The 16,388-nt window shown below is 46.2% G+C and carries 18 protein-coding genes; 1 reads left to right on the plus strand and 17 read right to left on the minus strand.

Annotated features, from left to right (window positions below):
- Positions 1 to 31 precede the first annotated feature (31 nt).
- The 16 genes from Q7V21_RS09840 to Q7V21_RS09915 are packed head-to-tail and all read right to left on the minus strand — an operon-like array spanning position 32 to position 13,851.
- A complete protein-coding gene (locus tag Q7V21_RS09840; RefSeq protein ID WP_304917133.1) occupies positions 32 to 2,023 on the minus strand; it encodes a chemotaxis protein CheA in 1,992 nt (663 codons plus the stop codon).
- A 12-nt stretch (positions 2,024 to 2,035) separates the two neighbouring features.
- A complete protein-coding gene (locus Q7V21_RS09845; protein ID WP_304917134.1) occupies positions 2,036 to 2,767 on the minus strand; it encodes a protein phosphatase CheZ in 732 nt (243 codons plus the stop codon).
- Between the two features lie 18 nt (positions 2,768 to 2,785).
- Positions 2,786 to 3,175, minus strand: a complete 390-nt coding sequence (gene cheY / locus Q7V21_RS09850) for a chemotaxis response regulator CheY (protein WP_176718893.1) — start codon at positions 3,173 to 3,175, stop codon at positions 2,786 to 2,788.
- 16 nt (positions 3,176 to 3,191) lie between these two features.
- Positions 3,192 to 3,920: an RNA polymerase sigma factor FliA gene (locus tag Q7V21_RS09855; RefSeq protein ID WP_370654060.1), complete on the minus strand. Its 729-nt coding sequence runs from the start codon at positions 3,918 to 3,920 to the stop codon at positions 3,192 to 3,194.
- 1 nt (position 3,921) lies between these two features.
- Complete coding sequence (locus Q7V21_RS09860) at positions 3,922 to 4,794, minus strand: MinD/ParA family protein (protein WP_304917136.1); 873 nt, start codon at positions 4,792 to 4,794, stop codon at positions 3,922 to 3,924.
- Positions 4,787 to 5,983 carry a flagellar biosynthesis protein FlhF gene (flhF, locus tag Q7V21_RS09865; protein ID WP_304917137.1) on the minus strand — a complete coding sequence of 399 codons (1,197 nt, stop codon included), beginning with the start codon at positions 5,981 to 5,983 and terminating at the stop codon, positions 4,787 to 4,789. The genes Q7V21_RS09860 and flhF overlap by 8 nt, the downstream gene beginning before the upstream one ends.
- A gap of 15 nt (positions 5,984 to 5,998) precedes the next feature.
- Positions 5,999 to 8,077: a flagellar biosynthesis protein FlhA gene (gene flhA / locus Q7V21_RS09870; RefSeq protein ID WP_304917138.1), complete on the minus strand. Its 2,079-nt coding sequence runs from the start codon at positions 8,075 to 8,077 to the stop codon at positions 5,999 to 6,001.
- Between the two features lie 3 nt (positions 8,078 to 8,080).
- Positions 8,081 to 9,220 (minus strand): flagellar biosynthesis protein FlhB, encoded by a 1,140-nt coding sequence (gene flhB, locus Q7V21_RS09875; protein WP_304917139.1) that lies wholly within the window; start codon positions 9,218 to 9,220, stop codon positions 8,081 to 8,083.
- Entirely contained in the window at positions 9,213 to 9,995 is a 783-nt protein-coding gene (fliR, locus tag Q7V21_RS09880; RefSeq protein WP_304917140.1) for a flagellar biosynthetic protein FliR, read from the minus strand. The genes flhB and fliR overlap by 8 nt, the downstream gene beginning before the upstream one ends.
- Positions 9,996 to 9,997: 2 nt before the next feature.
- Entirely contained in the window at positions 9,998 to 10,267 is a 270-nt protein-coding gene (gene fliQ, locus Q7V21_RS09885; protein ID WP_304917141.1) for a flagellar biosynthesis protein FliQ, read from the minus strand.
- Between the two features lie 2 nt (positions 10,268 to 10,269).
- Complete coding sequence (gene fliP, locus Q7V21_RS09890; RefSeq protein ID WP_304917142.1) at positions 10,270 to 11,007, minus strand: flagellar type III secretion system pore protein FliP; 738 nt, start codon at positions 11,005 to 11,007, stop codon at positions 10,270 to 10,272.
- Positions 11,004 to 11,423, minus strand: a complete 420-nt coding sequence (gene fliO, locus Q7V21_RS09895) for a flagellar biosynthetic protein FliO (RefSeq protein WP_304917143.1) — start codon at positions 11,421 to 11,423, stop codon at positions 11,004 to 11,006. Before fliO ends, fliP begins: the two co-directional genes overlap by 4 nt.
- Positions 11,420 to 11,878, minus strand: a complete 459-nt coding sequence (gene fliN / locus Q7V21_RS09900) for a flagellar motor switch protein FliN (RefSeq protein ID WP_069294975.1) — start codon at positions 11,876 to 11,878, stop codon at positions 11,420 to 11,422. Before fliN ends, fliO begins: the two co-directional genes overlap by 4 nt.
- Positions 11,875 to 12,897: a flagellar motor switch protein FliM gene (gene fliM, locus Q7V21_RS09905; protein WP_304917144.1), complete on the minus strand. Its 1,023-nt coding sequence runs from the start codon at positions 12,895 to 12,897 to the stop codon at positions 11,875 to 11,877. The genes fliN and fliM overlap by 4 nt, the downstream gene beginning before the upstream one ends.
- A gap of 2 nt (positions 12,898 to 12,899) precedes the next feature.
- Positions 12,900 to 13,394 carry a flagellar basal body-associated protein FliL gene (gene fliL, locus Q7V21_RS09910; RefSeq protein ID WP_304917145.1) on the minus strand — a complete coding sequence of 165 codons (495 nt, stop codon included), beginning with the start codon at positions 13,392 to 13,394 and terminating at the stop codon, positions 12,900 to 12,902.
- 49 nt (positions 13,395 to 13,443) lie between these two features.
- Positions 13,444 to 13,851 (minus strand): flagellar basal body-associated FliL family protein, encoded by a 408-nt coding sequence (locus Q7V21_RS09915; RefSeq protein ID WP_304917146.1) that lies wholly within the window; start codon positions 13,849 to 13,851, stop codon positions 13,444 to 13,446.
- Between the two features lie 85 nt (positions 13,852 to 13,936).
- Between Q7V21_RS09915 and asd the strand changes: the two genes are divergently transcribed.
- Positions 13,937 to 14,827 carry an archaetidylserine decarboxylase gene (asd, locus tag Q7V21_RS09920; protein WP_304917147.1) on the plus strand — a complete coding sequence of 297 codons (891 nt, stop codon included), beginning with the start codon at positions 13,937 to 13,939 and terminating at the stop codon, positions 14,825 to 14,827.
- 61 nt (positions 14,828 to 14,888) lie between these two features.
- Here the strand turns inward: asd and zwf are convergent, their stop codons facing one another.
- On the minus strand, positions 14,889 to 16,358 hold the full coding sequence (gene zwf / locus Q7V21_RS09925) for a glucose-6-phosphate dehydrogenase (protein WP_304917148.1): 1,470 nt from the start codon (positions 16,356 to 16,358) through the stop codon (positions 14,889 to 14,891).
- Positions 16,359 to 16,388 lie beyond the last annotated feature (30 nt).

The following is a 16,388-nucleotide window of genomic DNA, read 5'->3' on the forward strand; positions in this document are numbered from 1 at the left end:
ACAATCAGTACCTTTACAGTCACAAATATCCTTAATAATTTCGATGTGCGTAGGTATTCATTAACTCTGGGAAATCGAGAATAAGTGCAATACGTCCATCACCGGTAATGGTTGCTCCAGCAAAACCTTTGGTGCCGTGCAAAAGGGCGCCAAGAGGTTTTATGACGACTTCTTCCTGTCCTATCAGTTGGTCAACAACGAAACCTACTTTACGTGTGCCAACGTTAACAATAACGACATGTTCAGTCGTTGCTTTACGTTCTGCAACATTCTGTTTGTTGAGCCATTTACGCAAATAAAATAGTGGCAAAGCTTTGTTTCTTACGATAACCGTTTGTTGACCATCTACGGTATTGGTTTTATTCAAATCGAGGTTAAAAATTTCATTCACACTGACTAGCGGAAAAGCAAAAATCTGATTGCCCAGCATCACCATCAAAGTGGGCATAATGGCCAGGGTTAATGGCACCTTAATTGAAAGTGTTGTGCCTTTACCGATTTCAGACTGAATATCAATCACGCCGTTTAGTTTGGAAATGCTGGTCTTGACCACGTCCATGCCCACACCACGACCGGAAATATCAGAGATTTCCTGTTTCATAGAAAAGCCTGGAGCAAAAATCAGCGCAAAACATTCGGATTCAGTTAGTCGGGAAGCTGCCTCTTCATCCATCATGCCTTTTTCAACGGCTTTGCGACGCAACACTTCAGGATTCATACCAGCACCATCATCTGAAATGGTTAACAGAATATGGTCACCTTCCTGTGCCGCTGCGAGAACGATTTGGCCTTGTTTAGGTTTACCAGCAGCTTCACGCGCATCCGGCATTTCAACGCCATGATCAACCGCATTACGAACCAAATGCACTAGTGGATCAGCCAAGGCTTCGACCAGGTTTTTATCTAAATCGGTTTCTTCACCACGTAACTCAAGATTGATATCTTTTCTCAAGCTGCGAGCTAAATCACGTACAACGCGAGGGAAACGGCCAAACACCTTTTTAATTGGCTGCATGCGGGTTTTCATTACCGCGGTTTGCAGATCGCCAGTGACTACAGCCAGATTGTTTACTGCCTTAGCCATTTCTTCATTTTCAAAAGCGGCTTCGAGCGTATTGATACGATTACGTACCAATACCAGCTCACCCACCATATTCATAATTTCATCAAGTCTTGCAGTATCCACCCGAACACTGGTATCGGCTGCTGCTTTTGCCTGAGGTGCTGCTGCCTGCGCTGCAGCGGCAGGTTTTACAGCGGTTATGCTGTCACCATCATCGTCTGATGCCGTTGGATCAACTTTTTGAGTAATAGGCTGTACCGGCTCAGCCTTAGCTTTAGGTGTAGGGGGAGGGGTTTTAGCGGCAGGTTTTTTACCTTGTAATTCGTCTAATAATGCTTCAAATTCTTCTTCAGAAATCTCGTCATTACCGCTTGTTTTGACCTGCTCTGCTTTGGGCGGTGCTGCGGGTTGAGTAATGCCTGGTGCGGCATTGCCATGAAGTTGATCCAACAAGGCTTCAAATTCGTCATCCGTAATATCATCACCAGCTGCAGAATTATCAGTTGGAGCTGCAACAACGACGGGTTCAGGTTCAGGAATGGGTTCTGGTTCAGCTGCGGCCACAGGGGCATCACCAGATAAATAGGCTGCTAATTGTTGAATAATTTCCGGATCGGCTTCAGTAGGGAAGGAGCCTGCTTTTACCTCAGCAAACATGCTGTTAAGACTGTCCAACACCTTGAGAAAGGTGTCCATCATTTCTGCATCCACCAGGCGTTCACCCTGGCGTAACAGATTAAAAACATCTTCACCTTTATGACACAGGTTAACCATGGCCTCGAGACTTAAAAACCCCGCACCACCTTTGATGGTGTGAAAGCCTCGAAAAATGGAGTTCAGTAAATCTTTATCTTGAGGTTGGGTTTCCAGAGCAACTAATTGCTCATTCAATCCATCAAGAATTTCTTCTGCCTCAACCAGAAAATCCTGCAGAATTTCATCATCTGTATCTAAGGCCATGCTCCTGTCCTTCTAAAAACCAAGACTGGATAACAAATCATCCACATCGTCCTGATTGTTGACCACATTCGGTTTATTTTTAGCGTTTATCTGCGGTCCTTCTGCCTTTAAGGGATCAACAACCTTCGTTTCTCCACTTTGCTGAGGTTGTCCTGCCACCTTCACCAGCTTCACCAGATTGGTTTCAACTTCTTCCACCAGTCCAATGACCTGGCGTAAAACCTGACCGGTTAAGTCTTGAAAGCCCTGTGCCAGGGTCATTTCAGACAGGTTATTGTGTATTTCTCCAGCATGCATAGTCACCACAGGTAAGTAAGCTTCAATTTCCCGGCTCAAATCTCGGAATTCTGTTGCTGACATTTCCCGATTTCGAAAGCGTTGCCAGCTTTCATTGAGCTTAGCGGCAGTTTGTTTCAATTCATTAGCCAAAGGTAGGGTTTTATCAATGTAGCCCAGTGTTTTATGGGCAGCTTCTTCAGTGGTTTGGATAACATAATTCAGCCGATCGCGAGTATCCGGCATATCGTGGTGAGTTAAGTCAACCAGTCGGGCGTCGACTTTAAAATTATTTAATGCTTCATGAAGTTCACGAGTCAGTTTGCCGATTTGCTGAAATAAGGCACTTTCGCGAGCATTAGTTAAGGCCATTAATTCAGTTTTGATACGATCATCGTCATCCTGTTCGATCGCATTAATCAGCGCCCGGGCGGCTTCAAGTTGTTCTGTTTTATTCAGAGCTTCCATAAATTTCTTTCCAGCGGATTATTGGGCGTTAATACGTTCAAATATTTTTTCGATTTTTTCTTTCAACGTCGCAGCAGTAAAAGGTTTGACGATATAACCATTGACGCCAGCCTGGGCAGCCTCGATGATTTGCTCACGTTTGGTCTCAGCTGTGACCATCAATACAGGTAAAGTGGATAATTTAGGATCGGCGCGCACGGTCTTCAGCAGATCGATTCCTTGCATGCCCGGCATATTCCAGTCGGTTACCAGAAAATCAATACCACCAGCATTCAAAATGGGCAGGGCGGTCAAACCGTCATCTGCTTCAATCGTGTTATTGAATCCAAGATCACGTAATAGATTTTTGATAATCCGTCGCATTGTAGAAAAGTCATCCACAATGAGGATTTTCATATTTTTATCCAAGGTATACCTCCCAAATTTACTGCATCCAATCGCGAAGTTTACTACGCAGTCTCACCACTGTTTGCGTGTGTATTTGACTGACACGTGACTCACTGACACCGAGTACTTCACCAATTTCTTTCAAATTCAATTCTTCATTATAGTACAGGCTCATCAATAACCGCTCACGTTCTGGCAGCGCGTCAATCGCTTCTGCGAGCGCACTTTCAAAACTAGTGTTTTCGGTTATTTCAGCCGGTCCAATTTCATCACTGCCGAAAGAATCGCCATCGGTCAATTGATTATCGGTCATATCATCCAGGCTGAATACCTGATGTCCTGATGCGTCCTGTAATTGCTGGTGGTAACTTTCCAGCGTGATATCCATTGCATTGGCCACTTCCAAATCCAGTGGTGCGCGACCAAGTTGTTGTTCCAGTTGATGCATAACTTCTGCAATTTCACGGGCTTTACGGTGTACTGAGCGCGGTGCCCAATCATTACGGCGGATTTCATCAAGCATCGCACCGCGGATACGTATACCCGCATAGGTTTCAAAACTGGCACCTTGACTGGCTTTATATTGGTGGGAAGCATCCAATAAGCCAATCATGCCAGCCTGAATTAAATCATTGACTTCGACAGTGTGGGGCAGGCGGGCAACCAAGTGATAAGCAATACGTTTTACCAACCCCCCATGCTGCTCAATAAGCTGATGTTGGGTGAGTTCTGAGACTTGGTTAGGATACATGCTTACACCAATCATCCTAACCGGCTTCCAGGCTAGCCTGTATAAGACGCTCTACAAAAAACTCCATATTCCCTCTCGGTTGTTTGGCGACGGGCCAGTAATCAATTTTCTTCGCCAGATGTTGAAAAGCGGTGGCTGACTTACTGCGTGGTAAAAATTCGACAACAGCGCGCTGTTTTTTTACAGCCCGTCGGAGATCTTCATCAAAAGGCACGATCCCCATAAAGTTTAGAGTGACATCCAGAAACCGATCACATACTAAAGAAATTTTATCGAATAATTCCCGACCTTCCTGAATACTGCGTCCCATATTGGCAACAATATGAAAACGTTCAACACCATGTTCGCGGCTCAGTAATTTGATAAGTGCGTAGGCATCGGTAATTGAGGCGGGTTCATCGCAAACCACGACGATCACTTCCTGGGCCGCTTTGGTAAAACTGACGACACTGTCAGCAATACCTGCAGCACTGTCGATCAGCAGAATATCGATATGATCATCCAGTTCACTGAATGCCTGAATCATACCGGCATGTTCAGCCGGACTGAGTTCAGCCATTTTCTTGACACCCGAAGCCGCAGGGATAATCTGTAAACCGGAAGGACCATCTACCATAATATCTTTCAGGCTTTTTTCGCCTTCAAGCACATGCAGCAGGTTAAATTGCGGGTGCAGACCAAGCATGACATCGATATTAGCCAGACCCAGATCAGCATCCAGCAGTACGACTTTTTTTCCTTGAGTCGCCAGAGCGACACCAATATTGACGGTGACATTGGTTTTACCCACGCCACCCTTGCCACTGGCAATCGCGATTACTTTCACGGGTTTTGGCACATGAGTCATTTTTCGCAGGCCACTTGCCTGATCTTGGGGTGCGTCAGCCATAAGCGGCAAAACCTCCATAACTGGATACGGTTTGGGGATCCAGTGCTTGTTGTTCAGATTGCATCAACTCGCTGGCTTGATTAACTAAACTGTTCGGTCGTGCCAGACCAAGATCTTCAGGCACTTGTTGACCATCGCAGACATAGGCCAGAGGCAGTTGATGGCGAATAATTGCAGATACCGCACCGCCAAGGCTGCTGCTTTCATCAGTTTTAGTGAGGATGCAGCCGCTTAAATTAAGGTGCGAAAACGCTTTAATGATATCACTCAGAGCAGGGTTTTGGGTGGTCGCAGAAATCGTCAGGAAATGACGGATGCGCGGCGAATGCTGCATTAACATAGCGATTTTTTGTGTTAACTGCATATCACGTGGATTCATACCTGCAGTATCGATCAGGATAAAGCGCCGATCAAGCATATCGTTCAGTGCTTCACCTAGTTCTTGATGATTTCGTGCCACCCGCAAGGTCACACCCAGAATACGAGCATAACTACGCAACTGTTCTTGTCCACCAATACGATAACAATCTGTTGTGATTAAGCCGACTTGGCGCGCACCGTGTTTTAATGCGCAGCGGGCAGCCAGCTTTGCGATGGTCGTGGTTTTGCCTACGCCGGTCGGACCGACCAGTGCCATTATGCCGCCTTTTTCAATAATGTCTTGGTCTGACAGTGGGATCTGCGCCGCCAACTTGCCTAAGGATTGACGCCAGGCGGTTTCCAAATCATCAATTCCCTGACTTGCCTGAACCAGCTGTTTAGCCAGTTCAACATCCGTTCCCATTCGCATATGTCGTTGTAATACCTGCATTTGCGTCGGGCTTTGCCGGGCCATATCTTTCCAGGTTAAATCGGATAACTGGTTTTGCAGCATATCTCGCAAACTGGCAATTTCCTTGCGCATTTGTACCAGAGTCGGTTCCTGGGACCAGATATTCTGCTGGGGAGGGACATAAGCAGGCGCTGCCGGTTGAGCCGGATCGATTTCGATTTTCGGTTCTTCTGCAACCTGACGTGTCACCGTGGCCTGACGACGGAACTGTGTTTCGTCATAATCTGTTGCTGCCACAATCTCCACACCACCATCAACACGGGTATTCGAGAGGATAACGGCATCCGGACCGAGTACTTCGCGTACTTCGCGGATGGCCTGACGTACATCTGCTGCCTGGAAACGTTTAATTTTCATCACATCACCTTCTTGTTATCGACCCACATTTGCCACAATGCGTATTTGTTTATCATCTGGAATCTCGTTGTAGGACAGCACATGCAGTCCAGGTATTGCGTGACGAATAAAGCGGGAAATCCAGCCTCTTAAACCCGCCTGAACGACTAATATGGCGGCTTCACCGGACATTTCCTGGCGTTGTGCGACATCCTGTAAATTTTTGTGCATATTCTCTGCGAGTCCTGGTTCCAAACTTGCGCCACCTTCTCCAGATGCTTGCAATGTTTTTAGCAATATCTGTTCCAGCTCTGGATCCAGCGTGATAATTGGTAAATCCGCTTGAGTGCCATTTATGTGCTGCACAATGGAATGCGCCAGAGCCATACGTGTTGCAGCGGTGATGGCTTCTGGATCGGGGTTGCGAGAAGCCTGCTCAGTAATTGCCTCAGTAATAGTGCGGATATCACGGATAGGAATGTTTTCCTGCAGCAGGTTTTGCAGCACTTTTTGTACTGTTCCCAGCGGTACCGTATCCGGTACCAGACCTTCCACCAGCTTAGGTGCTGTCTTGGCAAGATTGTCCAGCAGGTGCTGTACTTCTTCACGGCCCAGTAAATCATGGGCATGATTCTGCAGAATCTTGCTTAAATGCGTGGCGATAACAGTATCGACATCAACCACGGTATAGCCTTGCGCTTGAGCATGCTCTCTCTGGCTGGGTTCAATCCAGATGGCATCCAGGCCAAAAGCCGGATCCTTGGTACGAATACCTTCTAATTGAGCAAACACCTGACCGGGATTAATGGCCAGCATCCGATCCGGATAAACCTCTGCCTCACCGAAAGTCACCCCAAATAACGTGACCTGATAAGCCGTAGGAGATAAATCCAGATTGTCGCGGATATGTACCGGAGGGATTAAAAAGCCCATTTCCTGGGAAATCTTTTTGCGGATGCCTTTGATGCGATTCATCAACTGGCCACCCTGATTTTTATCGACCAATGGGATCAGCCGATAACCGACTTCCAGGCCAATCGGATCAACCGGGCTTAAATCATCCCAACTGAGTTCACGTTGTTCACGACTGGATTCCTGTGGTGGCGGTGCTGCGGTAGCAAGTGTGGCGGCTTTTTGACGCTGGGCAATCAACCATGCACTGCCAGCGCCGGCTCCTGCCAATAACAAAAATGGCACATTTGGCATGCCGGGGATAAGTCCCATGCCACCGATAATGCCGGAGGTAATTGCCAGTGTTTTAGGTTCTTTTAACAGCTGGGAGAATATCTGTTCACCGATATCCTGATCAGCGGTAGAGCGAGTAACCAATAAACCGGCAGCAGCTGCTAATAACAGTGAAGGAATTTGTGCGACCAGGCCATCGCCGATGGTGAGCAATGTGTAGTTATGTGCCGCTTCAGAAAACGTCAGACCGTGTTGCATCACACCGATAATAAAACCACCGATAATGTTGATAAACAAGATCAAGATCCCGGCAATCGCGTCACCTCGAACAAATTTACTGGCACCATCCATCGAGCCGTAAAAATCTGATTCCTGCATGATTTCTTCACGACGGCGGCGCGCTTCATCCTGATCTATTAAACCGGCATTTAAATCAGCATCAATCGCCATTTGTTTACCGGGCATCGAATCAAGGGTAAAGCGGGCACTAACTTCAGCGATACGAGTAGCACCTTTGGTGACCACCACAAAGTTGATAATCACCAGGATGGCAAATACCACCAGACCGACGGCATAGTTACCACCAATAACAAACGAACCAAACGCTTCAATAACATCACCCGCCGCAGCTGTTCCGGTATGACCTTCGAGCAATACAATACGGGTGGAAGCCACGTTCAGAGCAAGTCTTAACAGGGTTGCCAATAACAGGATGGTCGGGAATGCAGCGAACTGTAGAGGTTTCCTGACATAGACACTGGCCAGCACAATGGTCAGTGATAATGCGATGTTGAAGCTGAATAACATATCCAGCATAAACGCGGGAAGGGGAATGACCACCATGGCCAGCAAGGCCACCAGAAACATTGGGGTCGCGACATTACCGTTTAACGCTACGCCTAAACGGCTTGTCAGGCTTGTATTCTCCATTGACTACTCATCTCGTTTAAATTCATCTGGTATCGGCAGGTCTTCGGTATTGAGATTTGGCTTATTTCCGCCAGTGTTTTTATAACGTCTCAATTGGAAGACAAACGCCAATATCTGGGCTACTGCAATATATAGACCAGATGGAATTTCCTGACCGATTTCCGTGCTGTAATACACAGCTCGAGTCAGCGGAGGAGCAGAGATAATGGGCACTTCGTGGTTATCACCGACCATTCTGATCTGTTGGGCAATCAGATCGGTGCCTTTGGCTACCACCACAGGCGCGCCGGATTTCGATTGGTCATACCGCAGGGCCACGGCATAGTGGGTCGGGTTGGTAATGATTACGTCGGCTTTCGGCACATCCTGCATCATGCGTTGTTGTGATAACTGAATCTGCATTCTGCGGATCCGTCCTTTCACTTCAGGACTACCTTCGGTTTCTTTGTTTTCGTCTTTAAGTTCCTGTTTTGTCATGCGTAGTTGTTTGGTGTGATTCCATTTCTGGAAAGGAACATCAATCAATGCAATCAAAATCAGACTGGCACAAATCGCCAAAAAACCCCACAACACGATATACCCCAACTCGGTCATAGCCGAATGAACTTCCTGACGACCCAGTGTCAATAATCGGTCACGCAGATTCCACAGAATCAAGGTGCCTATACTGCCAACCAACAAAAACTTGCCGAGAGCTTTGCTTAGTTCAATCAGACCTTGAGGTCCGAACATCCGTTTAAGGCCTCGCAGCGGGCTCATTTTCTCCAGTTTGACGCCAATAGCCTGTGTGGAAAAATTCCAGCCGCCAATCAGTGCAGGGGCGGATAGTGCCGCTATCAGAGTAATAGCAAGAAAACTTCCGACATCCCATGCCATGATTTTTAATGCGAGGATAAGCTGTTGGGGCATCATATGCGGATCCATGATCAGCTTGCGATTAAGTGAAAACGATTGCGTCATCACTTCGCCGAGACTGCTGATTAAATTGCCGCCAACAAACAGCATCGCTACTGCACTGGCCACCAATACCACAACCGTGCTTAACTCCTGAGAGCGGGGCACCTGACCTTTTTCACGGGCATCCTGTAGTCGTTTACCCGAGGGGGCTTCGTTGCGTTCTTGACCGCTATCTTGCTCAGCCATTATTTAATACCAGCATTCGAATCATTTGCAGCATTTGGTCGGAAAAACTCACCAGATGATTACCGACTGCAGGCAAGGTGATGTAAATAATTATAAAGCCCAAGCCGATAGTCAGTGGAAAACCAATGGAAAAAGGACTGATTTGTGGAGCGGCACGGGATAAAATGCCGAACGCTAAATTCACCATCATCAACGAGCCAATCGCTGGTAAAGCGATAATGACACCGGCAGCGTACATCCAGCTTGCCAGACTGGCGATATCACGGAAACTTTCAACGGCAATTCCACCGGCACCAACAGGCAGGGTAATAAAACTCTCCGCCATCACTTGGATCAACACTAAATGTCCATTGATACTGAGAAACATCAGGGTGATGAAAATCATATAAAACTGACTGATAACCGGAACGGTGGTGCCATTTTGCGGATCGACCATTGATGCAAAACCAAGTCCCATCTGCATGGCAATGATCTGACCGGCCACAATGAAAGCGTTGATAAGCAGTTGCAGCATAAAGCCCATGCAGATACCGATCATGATCTGTTGGCTAATCAACAGCAGGCCTTCAGCACTTAATGGTGAAACAACAGGTATCGGTGTGTTAATAGTTGGCACCACCACTAAGGTGATGGCCAATGCAATAATCAGCCGGGTGCGAACATTGATAAAGTTACTGCTGAAAATAGGAGCGACCATCACCATGCCGCCGATGCGAAATAACGGCAGGATATAAGCACCGAGCATCGCACTGATTTCTGCGATCGACAGGTTCATCGTTAACCTATCAGATAGGGAATGTTTTCAAACAGGCGGACGGCGTAATTGGTGACCAAACTCAGCATCCACGGACCGGCGATCATTAACACCGTAATGGTGACCAGTAATTTAGGAATAAAGCTTAAGGTCTGTTCGTTTATCGATGTAGCGGCCTGAAACATACTGACCATCAAACCCACGACTAATGCCGGAATTAATATGACGATGATAAGCAACGTAATCACTTCAAGGGTTTGTTGCATCACAGTTAATACGGTTTCAGGCGTCATGGCTAAATATAAAAGCTGGAAGCCAGCGTTCCCATCAATAATGCCCAGCCATCGATCAATACAAATAACATCAGTTTAAATGGCAGCGAGATCAGCATTGGTGACAACATCATCATACCCATTGCCATCAACACAGATGCAACCACCAAGTCGATGATTAAAAACGGTACAAAAATCAGAAAACCAATCTGAAAAGCGGTTTTTAATTCACTGGTCACAAACGCTGGTAATAACAAGCTGAACGGTACTTCTTCAGGGCTATCAATGGCGGCATAGCCACCAATTTCGGCAAATAATTCAATATCACTTTCACGGGTTTGTGCCAGCATGAATTCACGAAACGGCAGACTGACCTGTTCAATTGCTGCGGTGGCTTCAATATCGCCGTCCAGATAAGGTTTAACCCCATTTTCATAGGCATTAGTGAACACCGGAGACATGATAAAAAAGGTCAGAAACAAGGCCAGACCAATCATGATTTGGTTAGAAGGCGTCGATTGTACACCCATGGCCTGACGCAAAATGGCCAGCACAATGATGATTCGCGTAAAGGACGTCATCATTAACAGTGCGGCTGGCAACAATGTCAGCACGGTCATTAATGCCAGGATTTGCAAGGTTAACGAATAACTTTGTGAACCATCCTCGCCGGTCGATAGGGTCAAAGCCGGAATGCCGGGTTCCGCTAACGCCAGTCCTGGCAACAGGATACAGAGCAGCAACAGTCCAAAACGCATCATGAGTTGCCTCGTTGCTGCATCATTTGTTTCAGACGATCTGCAAACGAATCATTATTTTTGATGGTAACTTCCCGCACTGAAAGCGGCTCTGGCAACGTATACAGTGTATTAATTTGCTGCGGAGTGACGCCGATCAACAGCTGTTGATCACCGACTTGTATTAACACGGCTTTTTCGCGGGTACCTAAGGAAATGGCACCGAGAACTTTTAGGTGACCATGATGTGCAGCATGAAAAAATTGACTACGTTTTAACAGCCAACCCAGAAACACGATGACCGCAAGCACTACGATTAAACCAAATATGGTTTGTAACAGTGTACTGGCAGTGACCGGAGCAGAGCTTATGGTTTCTGCATTTACCGTTACCGGCAACACGGAAATCAGAGCTGCTGAAAAAACGTAGCAGTATTTCATCGCAGTTTTTTAATCCGCTCAGCGGCGCTGATAACATCGGTCAGACGAATACCGAATTTATCATTGACGACGACCACTTCACCGTGGGCGATCAAGGTATCGTTGACCAGCACATCCATTGGTTCACCCGCCAGACGATCCAGTTCCACCACTGAACCCTGACTTAATTGCAGCAAATTTCGAATACTGATGCGGGTGCGGCCGATTTCCATCGAGATGGTGACAGGAATATCCAACACCATATCCATATTCACTTCAGATCGGGGTTTGCCCTCATCAGCCAATTTGTCCATTGGAGCGGGGCTGGCTTGTGCTGCGGAGGATTCAGCTTCTGCCTGTTCCTCCAGTGCAGCTGCCCAAGGATCCTCTGCTGAATCGTTATCGCCTTGATCCTCTAATGCGGCTGCCCATTCGTCAGCCAGATCCTGATCGGATTGTTTAGTATCTTCACTCATAATTTTTTAGCCTTTGCCAACTGATAGCTTGGTGTAGTGTCTTTTGGATGTTCAATAATCGAATTAATTTTTAACGCTGCTTTGTCGTTGTGTTCACCGTAGGTCGCACGAAATACCGGAATGTTTTCCACCATGGTGGTCACAGTTTTCGGCATGCTGATAGGAATAATGTCACCGACTTTCAATTTACGAACATCTTCTAAAGTGAGCGTTGTTTGTGCCAATATTGCAGATATGGTGACATCTGCCAGCATCAGCTCTTCACGCATCGATTTTGCCCAGCGACCATCATCATTTGAGCGGTCACTTTGCAGACCGGTATCCAGCAATTCCCTAATCGGTTCCAGCATTGAATAGGGTAAAGTGATATGCAAATCACCACCGCCACCGTCCAATTCGATATGGAAGGTTGAGATGACCACGACTTCACTGGGGCTCACAATATTGGCAAATTGCGGGTTAACCTCATGGCTGACGAATTCAAATTTGACCGGCATGACCGGTGACCAGGCTTCGGTTAAATCGTTAAAACACAGGTTTAACACCATGCGGATTACACGTAATTCGGTCGCCGTAAATTCCCTGCCTTCAATGCGTGCCTGAAACCGTCCTTCGCCACCAAAATAATTATCCAGAATGGTGAAAACCAATTTGGGTTCAAAAACGATAAGCCCGGTACCCCGCAAAGGATGCAATTGAATCAGGTTGAGACTGGTGGGCACAAACAGGGTATGCACGTATTCAGAAAACTTCATTACTTGCACGCCGCCCACAGAAATTTCAGCAGATCGACGCAGCATGTTGAATAAATTTATCCGCAGATAACGGGCAAAGCGTTCATTAATCATTTCCAGGGTCGGCATGCGACCGCGGATAATGCGTTCTTCATTACCGAAATCGTAGCGACGCGGTTTACCGAATTCGTCCAGTTCCGGCTCTTTCTTCTGGATATCGTCACCGCCCAGTCCGTTTAGCAGGGCATCAACTTCATCCTGTGACAATATATCGTGAACGGCCATAACTATTGCATTACCAGACTGGTGAAATAAACCGCTTCAAGTCCAGCGATAGAGCTCTGCTGCTGGGTAAGGAAATTATTGATGGTTTCCAGTGATGCCTGCTGCAAGGCCTGTGTTCCTTCAGTGGTACTCAGTGCGTCATAATCTTGACTATAAAATAACATCAGCAACTCATGAACCAATGCCGGTTCATGTAGGGCAAACAAATTAATCGTCGCCTGATCGCGAGCCATGACTTTCATCTTGATTTGTAAATAACGAACCTGGTTATTACTTTGCTCTGAGAAATTGACGATAAACGGAGCTGTAATCTCGTGATAAACCGGTGTGGCTTTTGGGGCGTTGGCTGGGTCTACGGGCTCAGCATCCTTAGTCATCCACCAATATACTCCGCCGCCAATGACTGCCAGCAGAACAACAATGCCAACCAGCATGATGATTTTGGTTTTCTTACTCATGCCTTGCTTGAGTTCGATATCTTTTTGTATTTCAGCCATATTGTTTATTTCCTATCGATAAATTATTCAAAGCAAATACCGTGCCCAATCATTGCCAGAGAAAGGTGGTGAAATACACTGCTTCGAGATTGCTGTTTCCGGTTTCTTCTTCAAATATGGTTTTAATACGTTCATAAGCCTTTTGTTGAAGTTCGGTACGACCTTCCAGGCTTTTCACTGTTTTCATGTCCTGTTCGGCGAAAAGAGTGCGTAATGTGTCTTGAATCATTGGCAGGTTACTGTCAGCACTATTGAGAATGGCCGGATCTTTGGATTTCAAAGCAACTTTGATTTGCAGATAGCGTGCCTTCTCATTACTTTGCCGCAGAAAATTGATAGTGAAGGGTTCTTCGATAACGTAATACAGCGGTTGAGTCGATTGTCCGCCTCCCGCATAACTGGCAAAGCTGGTAAAACTGAGCAATGTAATTATCAATGCGTTCAGCAGAATGTTCATGAATTGGTATACTCCTGTACCGAAGATGCTGGTGATATCAGTAGTTGATTATGACAAGCTTAGGTAATGCGTGAAAGGGGGCAATTTGTCTAATACCAATCAAAAGCAAACTCAGGTAGCAAAAGCAAGTAAAAAAGATTTTTGGCTCACCCTGCCGCAGTACTGTCTGCCGCAACATACATTGTCACGATTGATGCATAAGATTTGTCGATGCAAACAACCTTGGTTTAAGAACCGGATCATTTCCACCATCATCAAGCAATACCGTGTTGATATGAGTGAGGCCGTTCAACCTGATATCAATCATTATCAGCATTTCAATGCTTTTTTCACTCGAAGAATTAAAACCGAGAGCAGACCGGTAGCGTACGGAAGTGATGTAATTGTCTCTCCTGTAGATGGCTGTATCAGTCAATTGGGTTTGATAGAGGCAGGTAGAATTTTTCAGGCCAAAGGCCATGATTATTCGACGCTGGAATTATTAGGTGGGGATGAGCAATTAGCCGCGCAGTTTGATGGTGGTCAATTTGCCACTATTTATCTATCACCGCGTGATTATCATCGGATCCATATGCCGATTTCCGGAAAACTGACACGGATGCGCTACGTACCAGGTAAATTATTTTCAGTGAATCCATTGACCGTGCGTGGTGTGCCAAGATTGTTTGCCCGTAACGAGCGTGTGATTACGATTTTTCAAACGGATTTTGGACCGGTAGCAATTATTCTGGTTGGCGCTATTTTTGTAGGCAGTATGGAAACGGTCTGGCATGAAGGTGAGATTACACCGCCTTACACCAAAGATATTCTCGACTGGCATTATCAGGATTCCAATATTCGTTTGAATAAAGGTGAAGAGATGGGCCGGTTTAATATGGGGTCAACGGTGGTTTTATTACTTCCTGCTGATGCGCCGGCTTGGACAGAAGAATGGAAAGCCGAGATGAAAATAAAGCTGGGGCAGGCTCTGACCTGATTGATTACGATATTAAAATGCAAAAAAAAACCGGACATTGTCCGGTTTTTTTATTCAGCAATTACGCATTGTTACGCCAGGCATGACAACTGTTGTCCTGTAAACGTTTAACTTCTTCAGGGCCCCAGGTGCCAGCTTTATAGGTATGTATAAAGTCTTTTTCTTCAGCCCATTTTTCCAAAATCGGATCAACGACTTTCCAGGCCAGATTGACTTCATCAGCACGTAAAAACAATGAACGGTCACCCTGAATGGCATCCAGAATCAAGGCTTCATAAGCATCAAGTTTGTGTTTGATGTCATCTGATTCCATGGTTTCCAGACCAACGGTATGTGCTTTCATTTCCAGCCCAGGCTGTTTGGCCTGTAACTCGATGCGCAAGGTGTTGTCTGGTTGCAGACCCATCACAATCCAGTTGGCATGACTTTCGCCCACTTTGGTGTCTTTAAATAATTCCAATGGTGGTTTTTTAAAGCGAATGGCGATCATCGCTTTTGATTCAGGCATGCATTTACCGGTGCGTAAATAGAAAGGCACACCATGCCAGCGCCAGTTATCAATGTAGATCTTCATTGCGGCATAGGTTTCAGTCACACTGCCTGCCGGAGCATCATCTTCTTCCAGATAACCTTTCACCGGCTTGCCGTTGATCTCACCTGCGGCATATTGGCCACGGAAAGCATGCTGATCAACGATATCGTGAGTAATCGGGCGGATCGATTTCAGTACTTTTACTTTTTCATCGCGTAATGATTCATCATCCATGTCCGCTGGCGGTTCCATCGCTACCAATGCCATTACCTGTAATAAATGGCTTTGAATCATGTCGCGCAATGCACCAGATCCGTCATAGTAACCGGCACGACCACCTACACCTTGCTGTTCAGCATGAGTAATTTGTACATGATCGATGTATTTATGATTCCATAATGGCTCTAACAGCAGATTGGCAAAGCGGAACACAAAGATATTCTGTACCGTGCCTTTACCAAGGTAATGGTCGATACGATAGGTTTGTTCTTCGGTAAAGTTTTTACGCAGGATGCGTTCCAGTTCGGCGGCACTCTTCTGATCGTAGCCAAACGGTTTTTCAACAACCAGATGGCGCCAGCCATCTTTTTCCTGATTTAAACCTACTGCTGAAAGTTGATCGCCAACCACACTGAAAAGTGATGGGCTGATAGAAAGATAAAAAACGATATTCTGTGAGAAACCATTTTCCGGTGTGGTGATCAGTTTTTTCAGTTCGTGATAACTGAAGGCTTCATTGATGTCACATTTTAAATAGTGCAGTTTGGCCAGAAAAGTTTGCAGTACGTCATTATTAATACCACCACGAACTCTTGGGCTAACGTATTCTGTGACTAAATCCTGCCATTCTTGCTGGGTACTTTCTTTACGACCCATACAGATAATACGGGTGTCATCGGTCAGACGATTTTCAGCTTGTAAATGATACAAAGCAGGAAGCAGTTTTTTCTGTGATAGATCGCCAGTGGCGCCGAAAATAACAATAGTACAAGGTTGCATGGTTTCTCCCGTTACAAGGCTGTGACTGTG

This window comes from Methylophaga sp., assembly GCF_030651745.1.